Raw genomic sequence first — 9,613 nt, 5'->3', positions numbered from 1 at the left:
CTCAGGGTTTGCCGGGTGTGTCGCTGGCGTGGGGGATGTGGGAGAACTCCGCCGGCATGGGCGGCACACTCAACGAAACCGACCTCAACCGCATGGCACGCCAGGGCTTCCCTGCCCTGGAGACCGATCACGGACTGACCCTGCTGGACACCGCCTTGCGGGTCAACGAGCCGCTGGCCGTGCCGGTCGCTCTGCTGCCCCCCGCGCTGGCCGCGCAGCGCGAGAGCCTGCCCGCCGTCCTGCACGGCTTGGTGCCCCTCGCCGCGCAACAGCGTCGTACGGCTGGGCAGGCCGCTGCCGATACCGGCGGCGCGCTGGCCCGTCGGCTGCGTGGCCTGTCCGACGCCGAGCAGATCCGGCTGCTGCTCGACCTCGTACAGAATCAGGTCGCGACAGTGCTGGGGCACGCCTCGGCGGCGGCGATCGACCCGGCCCGCGCCTTCCGGGACCTCGGTTTCGACTCGCTCACCGCCGTCGACCTGCGTAACCGCTTGAACACCGCCACCGCCCTGCACCTGCCGGCGACCCTCATCTTCGACCACCCGACACCGTCCGCCCTCGCGGGCTTCCTGCGTGAACAGGTGCTCGGCGCGGCGGTCGTCCCGGCCGGAACACCGGCTGCGCCCCTCGGTGGCGCCGATGAGCCGATCGTCATCGTGGGCATGGGCTGCCGCTTCCCGGGGGATGTCACCTCGCCGGAGACCCTGTGGGACCTGGTGTCCTCGGGACAGGACGGCATCACCCCCTTCCCCGCCGACCGTGGCTGGGACGAGCAGGCACTGCGCGACATCGTGGCCGTCGGCGGATTCGTACCGGACGCCGGGGACTTCGACGCGGAACTCTTCGGGATCTCGCCGCGCGAGGCGCTCGTGATGGATCCGCAGCAGCGGCTGCTGCTGGAAACGGCGTGGGAGGCTGTCGAGCGGGCGGGCATCGACCCCCGGTCACTGCGAGGCTCGTCCACCGGTGTGTTCGCGGGCGTGTCGGGCAACGGCTACGGCGGGCAGCTGCACGAGGCGGGCGCCGAGACCGAGGGCTACCTGCTGACCGGCGCCACCCCGAGCGTCGCCTCCGGCCGGCTGTCCTACGCCCTCGGTCTGGAGGGCCCGGCGGTGTCGGTGGACACCGCCTGCTCCTCCGCACTGGTCGCACTGCACCTCGCGTGCCAGGCACTGCGCACGGGGGAGTGCGACATGGCGCTCGCCGGTGGTGCGACGATCATGGCGAACCCTGGCATGTTCCTGGAGTTCGCCCGGCAGGGCGGGCTGTCCGGCGACGGCCGGTGCAAGTCCTTCGCCGAGGACGCGGACGGTACGGGCTGGGCCGAGGGCGCCGGAGTCCTGGTGGTCGAACGCCTGTCGGACGCACGGCGGTTGGGGCACAACGTGCTGGCGGTCGTACGGGGCAGCGCCGTCAATCAGGACGGTGCGTCGAACGGTCTGACGGCCCCGAACGGTCCCTCGCAGCAGCGCGTCATTCGTCAGGCGCTGGCCAATGCGCGTCTGACGACTGCCGATGTGGATGCCGTGGAGGCACACGGTACGGGTACGAAGCTCGGCGACCCGATCGAGGCGCAGGCGCTCCTTGCCACCTATGGTCAGGACCGCGACGGAGCCGGTCCGCTGTGGCTGGGCTCGATCAAGTCGAACATCGGCCATCCGCAGGCGGCGGCGGGTGTCGCCGGGCTGATCAAGATGGTGATGGCGCTGGGCGAGCAGCGGCTGCCCAAAACCCTTTACGCGGACGAGCGTTCGTCGCACGTGGACTGGGAGTCCGGCGCGGTGGAGTTGCTGACCGAGGCGCGGGAGTGGCCGCGTGGGGAGCGTCCGCGCCTCGCGGGTGTCTCGTCGTTCGGGATCAGTGGCACGAACGCGCACGTGATCATCGAGGAGGCTCCCGAGCCCGTCGCGGCCGTGGCCGACGACGGGCCTGTATTCGAGCTGCCGGCCGTGCCGTGGGTGTTGTCGGGGCGTAGTGCGCAGGCGGTACGTGGGCAGGCGGATCGCCTCGAAGCTTTCGTCGGCGAGGGGGACCATTCTCCGCTCGATGTGGGCTTCTCGCTGGTCACGACTCGTGCGGTGCTGGAGCACCGGGCAGTGGTGTTGGGCTCGGACAGGGCAAGCCTGGTGGCCGGTCTGACGGATCCGGCGGGTGTGGTGTCGGGCGCGGTGACCGAGGGTCGTACGGGGTGGATGTTCACGGGGCAGGGCAGTCAGCGTCTGGGGATGGGGCGTGAACTCCACTCCGCCTTCCCGGTGTTCGCCCAGGCCCTGGACGAGGTCTGTGGCTTGCTGGACGCGGAGTTGGCGGGTCGGCCGGGCTTCGGGGTTCCGGTGCGGGAGGTGTTGTTCGCGGCGGAGGGTTCGGATGCGGCGGCGCTGCTGGATCGCACGGGGTATGCCCAGTCGGCGTTGTTCGCCGTGCAGGTGGCGTTGGTGGAACTCCTCCGGTCGTGGGGCACGGGTCCGGACGTGGTGTTCGGTCATTCGATCGGTGAGTTCGCGGCCGCCTACGCGGCCGGTGTGTTCGGCCTCGCGGATGCGGCGCGGTTGGTGGCGGGTCGTGCGCGGTTGATGCAGGCGCTGCCCGAGGGCGGTGCCATGGCGGCCATCGAGGCTTCCGAAACCGAGGTGGCCGAGATGATGGCCGGGCTCTCGGACGGCACGCGGATTGTGGTCGCGGCGGTCAACGGGCCGACGGCTGTGGTCGTTTCCGGTGATGAGGAGGCGGTCGAGCAGGTCATGTCGGTGACTCGTGCCGACGGTCGTCGCGTCTCCCGGCTGCGGGTGAGTCATGCGTTCCATTCGCCGTTGATGGAGCCGATGCTGGTGGAGTTCGAGCAGATAGCCGCACGTGTCGACTACCGGGAGCCGACGCTCCCGGCCGTCAGCAGCGTCTCCGGTCAGGCGCTCGCCGACGGTGACTGGACGACGGCTGCGTACTGGACCGAGCAGATTCGCCGGCCGGTTCGATTCCAGGACGCCGTGGTATCCGCCGTTGGTACGCAGGGCGTCACCCGGCTGCTGGAGGTCGGCCCCGATCCCGTGCTCACCGGTCTCGCGTCGGCCGCCGTCGATGTTCCCGCCGCCGCCGTGCTGCGGAAGGGCCGGGCCGAGGCCGAGACCCTGATGACCGGGGTGGCGGAGTTGTACGTACGCGGTACGGACGTGAACTGGGCGTCCGTATTCGCCGGGACCGGTGCCCGCCGGGTGGATCTGCCGACGTACGCCTTCCAGCGGCAGCGGTTCTGGCTGCGTCCCGGCAGGTCGGTGAGCGATCTCGGTGGCCTGGGCCTGGGCGCTGCCGGTCATCCGTTGTTGGGTGCGGCGGTGTCGGTGGCGGGTTCGGACGCGGTGCTGCTGACGTCGCGGTTGTCGGTGGGTTCGCATCCGTGGCTGGGCGATCACGTGGTGGCCGGTTCGGTGCTGGTCCCGGGGACAGCCCTGGTGGAGTTGGCGGTGCAGGCAGGCGATCGTGTCGGCTGTGGCCGGGTTGAGGATCTGACGCTGTTGGCCCCCTTGGTCCTTCCGCGTGGCGGTGCGGTCAGTGTGCAGGTCAGCATCGATGAGCCGGATCCTGAGACGGAGGGGCGGCGCGCGTTGCGCGTCTACTCCCGTGCGCGGGATGCCGACATTGACGCCGGGCGGCCGTGGACACTGCACGCCACCGGAAGTCTCGTACCGCAACAGGCTGTTGTCGCCGACTGGGATCTGTCGGTCTGGCCGCCTGCCGGTGCCGAAGCTCTTCCGCTGGACGGGCTGTACGAGCGGCTGACCGAGGCCGGACTGGCCTACGGCCCCGCGTTCCAGGGCCTGCGCGAGGTCTGGGCGAACGGCGACGACCTGTTCGTGGAGGCCGTTCTGCCGGAGGAGATGGCCGAGGACTCCTCCGCGTACGGTCTGCACCCCGCGCTGCTGGACAGCGTCCTGCACGCGTTGGCGCTTCAGGACCAGTCGACCGAGGGCGCGATGCTGCCGTTCCTCTGGTCGGGTGTGACGCTGACCGCCGTGGGCGCGTCAGCCGTACGCGTACGGCTGACGAGGCGCGGCACCGGCGAATTCGCGCTGTGGGTGGCCGATGCCGGTGGCGACCCGGTGGCCGAGATCGACTCCCTGGTGCTGCGGCCGGTCTCCGCCGCCGACCTGACCGCTGACCTTGCCGCTGCGCGAGCCACCGCCGACAGCCTCTTCCGCCTCGAGTGGACCCCCGCGCCCACCCCTGCCGAATCCGGCTCGGGCGAACATGGCGACTGGGCCGTGCTCGGGACCGATCCGCAGGGCGGCGACGCGTTGACCGCGTGGACCGACGCGGGTGTCTCCGTGACCGGTTACTCCGATCTGACCGCTTTGACCTCAGCTCTGGACGACGGGGGTGTGGTTCCGGCCACGGTGGTGCTGCCGGTGGCCGCGAATTCTGGGGATCTCCTTGGTGGGGTTACTGATGTGCTGGGCGTCATGCGAGCGTGGTTGGCCGAGAAGCGCCTGACGGGTTCGCGCCTGCTGGTGTCGACCACGGGCGCGACCGCCGTCAGCGCTGCCGACGACGCCGGCGAACTGAACCTGGCGGGCGCCGGAGTGTGGGGCCTGGTGCGGTCCGCGATCAACGAGCACCCCGGCCGCTTCGCGCTCGCCGACATCGACGGCGCGCCGGACTCCTACCGTGCGGTGGCGTCATATCCGACCGCGTTCGCGGGCCCTGATACGACAGGGCAACCCGGAGAGAGCCAGCTCGCGGTACGCGAGGGACAGGCCTTCGTACCCCGCATCGCGCGGATGCCCTCCGACGCGGGCGACGACGCCCCGACGACACGCTGGGACAAGGGAACGGTCCTGATCACCGGCGGGACCGGCGGTCTGGGCGCCGTCATCGCCCGGCACCTGGTCACCACACACGGTGTACGGAGCCTACTGCTGCTCTCCCGCCGGGGCTCCGAGGCCCCCGACGCCGGGCGCCTGCACCAGGAACTCACCGGCCTGGGCGCCCAGGTACGGATCACCGCCTGCGACGTCAGTGACGAGCGGGCGCTCGCCGCAGCGCTCGACACGATCCCCGAAGACGCGCCGCTGGCCGCTGTGGTGCACGCCGCGGGCGTACTTGACGACGGCATGATCACCGGCCTCACTCCGGAGCGCCTGGCGGATGTGCTCTCGGCGAAGGCGGAATCGGCGCTGCGGCTGCACGACCTCACCGCGAAGGCCGATCTGGAGGCGTTCGTACTGTTCTCCTCGATCGCCGGCGTGGTCGGCAACGCCGGTCAGTCCGCCTATGCGGCGAGCAACACCGTGCTCGACGCGCTGGCGATGGCCCGCCGCGCCCAGGGGCTCCCCGCCGTATCTCTCGCCTGGGGCATGTGGGAGCACGCCGACGGCATGGGCGGTCGCCTCGGCGACACGGACATCGCACGCCTCCGCGGGCAGGGGTTCGCGCCACTGGCCACCGAGCACGCGCTCGCGCTGTTCGATGCGGCCGTACGCTCCGACGAGCCGGTCGCGCTGCCGGTGTCGGTCAACACCTCGGCACTGGCCGCGCGTCGGGACAGCCTGCCCGGCGTGCTGCACGGCCTCGTACCGCCCGCCGTACGGCAGCGGCGAGCCGGGAGCCGGGACGGCGCGGGCAGCCCTGACGCACTCGCCCGCCGTCTGCGGGGCCGGACCACGGCCGAGCAGGACCGGGTGCTGCTGGACCTGGTCCAGTCGCAGGTGGCGGCGGTGCTGGGGCACGGTTCGGCGGGTGCGGTCGATCCGGGGCGGGCGTTCAAGGACCTCGGGTTCGATTCGCTGACGGCGGTCGACCTGCGCAACCGGCTGGGCGGCGCGACAGCGCTCCCCCTGCCCGCCACCCTGATCTTCGACCACCCGACGATCGTCGGCCTCGCCGGATATCTGCGCGACGAGTTCAACCGGGCATCCGGTGACGGCGAAGCCGGCCTGGGTGACCTGGAGAAGCTCGAAGCCGCCGTGTTCGCCATGGCCCAGGACGACGCCCTGCGCCAGCAGGTCCGGTCGCGGGTCAAGGCGATGGCGGCGCGGCTGGAAGAAGTTTTGGGCGGTGGTGCCGGTGCCGAGAACGACGACATCGACTCCGCTTCGCTCGATTCCATGTTCGACATCATCGATCGCGAACTCGAAGGATGAGGGAGCTCATGGCAGCACCCTCACGCGCGCCAAAGGGGCTGTGCTCACGTGTCCACTGACGAGAAGACGCTGACGTACCTCAAGCGGCTCACCACCGACCTCCGCGAGACCCGCCAGCGGCTGCGTGAAGTGGAAGCGAAGGACCACGAGCCGATCGCGATCGTGGGCATGGGCTGCCGCTATCCCGGTGGTGTGACGTCTCCCGAGGCGCTGTGGGACCTGGTCGACACCGACGGGGACGGGATCACGGGCTTCCCGACGGACCGTGGCTGGGATCTTGAGACCCTCTTCGACCCGGACCCCGACCGTGCCGGTACGTCGTACGCGCGTGAGGGCGGATTCCTGCATGACGCGGCGGAGTTCGACGCGGAGCTGTTCGGGATCTCGCCGCGTGAGGCTCTCGCCATGGATCCGCAGCAGCGGCTGCTGCTGGAGACGTCGTGGGAGGCGCTGGAGCGTGCCGGGATCGACCCGCTCTCGCTGCGCGGTTCACGAACCGGTGTGTTCGCCGGGCTGATGTACCACGACTACGCGTCACGGCTGCCCTCCGTACCGGAGGAAGTCGAAGGCCTGCTCGGGAACGGCAATGCGGGCAGTGTCTTCTCGGGCCGGATCTCGTATGTGTTCGGCTTCGAGGGGCCGGCGGTGACGGTGGACACGGCGTGTTCGTCGTCGTTGGTCTCGCTGCACTGGGCCGTCCAGGCGCTGCGGTCCGGCGAATGCGACGCGGCTCTGGCGGGTGGCGTCACCGTGATGGCGATCCCGACCACCTTCACGGAGTTCTCGCGTCAGCGGGGGCTGGCGGCGGATGGCCGGTGCAAGTCGTTCGCGGACGGTGCGGATGGTACGGGCTGGTCCGAGGGTGCCGGTGTGCTGGTGCTGGAGCGGTTGTCGGATGCGCGGCGGCTGGGGCACAACGTGCTTGCGGTGGTGCGTGGTTCGGCGGTGAACCAGGACGGTGCGTCGAACGGTCTGACGGCGCCGAACGGTCCCTCGCAGCAGAGGGTGATCCGGCAGGCGCTCGACGCAGCAAGGCTGTCTGCCTCCGAAGTCGATGCGGTGGAGGCACACGGTACGGGTACGAAGCTCGGCGACCCGATCGAGGCGCAGGCGCTGCTGGCGACGTACGGCCAGGCTCGTTCGGCCGATGAGCCGTTGTGGCTGGGTTCGGTGAAGTCGAACATCGGTCATACCCAGGCGGCGGCGGGTGTCGCCGGGTTGATCAAGATGGTGCTGGCACTGGGCGCCGAGCGGTTGCCGCGAACGCTGCATGTGGACGAGCCTTCGGGTCAGGTGGACTGGGCGGCCGGTGCGGTCGAGTTGCTGACCGAGGCACGCGAGTGGCGGCGTGGTGAGCGTCCGCGCCGTGCCGGTGTCTCGTCGTTCGGGATCAGCGGCACCAATGCCCACGTCATCATCGAAGAGGCTCCCGCGCCTGAGGCTGCGCCGGCGCCCGACTCCGAGCAGGATCCCGAGCCCGCGCACACGGCCGGCACGAGCGCCGAACGGTCCATCGGGCAGCCGCCGGTGGTGCCGTGGGTGTTGTCGGGGCGGAGTGGTGAGGCGGTGCGGGCGCAGGCTGGTCGGCTGGCTGGTTTTGTTGCGGGTGGGGATCTTGGTTCGGGTGTGGATGTCGGGTTGTCGTTGGTGACGACGCGTGCGTTGCTTGATCATCGTGCGGTGGTGTTGGGCGGGGATCTGGCGTCGTTGGGTGTGGGTGTGGGGGCGGTTGCTGAGGGTGATTCCTCGGTGGTGTCGGGTGCGGTGGTCGAGGGTCGTACGGGGTGGATGTTCACGGGGCAGGGTAGTCAGCGGCCGGGTATGGGCCGTGAGTTGTATGAGGGCTATCCGGTGTTCGCGCGCTCGTTGGACGAGGTCTGCGGGCTGCTGGACGCGGAGTTGATGGGTCGGCCGGGCTTTGAGGCTTCGGTGCGGGAGGTGTTGTTCGCGGCGGAGGGTTCGGACGCGGCGGCGCTGCTGGACCGGACCGGGTATGCGCAGACGTTGTTGTTCGCTGTGCAGGTGGCGTTGGTGGAGTTGCTGCGGTCGTGGGGCACGGTCCCGGACGTGGTGTTGGGTCATTCGATTGGTGAGTTCGCGGCGGCCTACGCGGCCGGTGTGTTTGATCTGGCCGATGGCGCTCGGTTGGTGGCGGGTCGTGCGCGGTTGATGCAGGCGCTGCCCGAGGGTGGTGCGATGGCGGCGGTCGAGGCCACCGAGGCCGAGGTCGCGGAGATCCTGGGCGGGCTTTCCGGGGACGGCCGGGTGGTGGTCGCTGCGGTCAACGGGCCGACGGCGGTAGTCGTTTCCGGTGATGAGGACGCGGTCGAGCGGGTCATGGCCGTGGCCCGTGCCGACGGTCGTCGAGTCTCCCGGCTGCGGGTCAGCCATGCCTTCCATTCGCCGTTGATGGAGCCGATGCTCGCGGAGTTCGAGCAGATCGCCGCGACCGTCGACTACCGGCAGCCGGCCACTTCGGCTGTCAGTACCGTGTCCGGCGAGCTGGTGGGCGAGGACGACTGGGCGACCCCTGACTACTGGGTACGGCAGATTCGCCGTCCTGTCCGCTTCCACGATGCGCTTGAGACCGCCACGGGCGTGCAGGGCGTGGTCCGGCTGCTGGAAGTTGGCCCTGACCCCGTCCTCACCGGTCTCGCGCAGTCCGCCTCGGACCATCTCACCGCGACCGCGCTCCTGCGTAAGGGACGGGCTGAGGCGGAGGCGGTTCTGTCGGCGGTCGCGGAGATGTTCGTACGTGGCGCGGAGGTGGACTGGGCGGCCCTGTTCGCGGGGACGGGTGCCGCGCGGGTGGATCTGCCGACGTATGCCTTCCAGCGCCAGAGGTACTGGCTGGATGTTCCGCCCGGGGTGACCGATGTCGACAGTCTCGGCCTTGGAGCGGCGAACCATCCGTTGCTGGGTGCGGCGGTGACGGTCGCGGGTTCGGACGCGGTGTTGTTGACGTCGCGGTTGTCGGTGGGTTCACATCCGTGGCTGGCTGATCATGTGGTGGCGGGTTCGGTGCTGGTGCCGGGCACGGTGTTTGTGGAGTTGGCGGTTCAGGCGGGGGACCGGGTCGGTTGTGACCGGGTGGAGGAGTTGACGCTTCAGGCGCCGTTGGTGCTGCCGGAGCAGGGCGCGGTGCAGGTCCAGATAGGCATCGACACTGCGGAGGAGACGGGAGACGAGCGGCGCACGCTCAAGGTGTACTCGCGCCCGCAGCACGCCGAAGCCGATGATCCGTGGACTCTGCATGCCACCGGGGTCTTGACCTCCGGCGCGGTCGTCGCTGACTGGGACTTGGCTGTATGGCCGCCCGTGGGTGCGGAGCGGGTCTCGGTGGACGGTCTGTATGAACGGCTTGCCGATGGTGGCCTGGTGTACGGGCCGGCGTTCCGTGGTCTGCGTGAGGTGTGGCGGCAGGGTGAGGACTTCTATGTAGAGGCCGCTTTGCCGGAGTCGTTGGCTGGTGATGCCGC

The 9,613-nt window shown here is 70.2% G+C and carries 2 protein-coding genes; both read left to right on the top strand.

The annotated features are described in order from the left end of the window. Positions 1 to 6,134: SDR family NAD(P)-dependent oxidoreductase (locus ACIOJD_RS34495; protein WP_401920582.1), on the top strand; the 6,134-nt coding region annotated here is incomplete at its 5' end. 48 nt (positions 6,135 to 6,182) lie between these two features. Continuing rightward, positions 6,183 to 9,613, top strand: a 3,431-nt coding sequence (locus ACIOJD_RS34490; protein WP_401920580.1) for a type I polyketide synthase, incomplete at its 3' end; no start/stop codon positions are given.

The sequence above is a fragment of the Streptomyces sp. NPDC088116 genome (assembly GCF_044741745.1).
Classification (GTDB): domain Bacteria; phylum Actinomycetota; class Actinomycetes; order Streptomycetales; family Streptomycetaceae; genus Streptomyces.
This window is presented reverse-complemented; position numbering and strand designations above follow the sequence as displayed.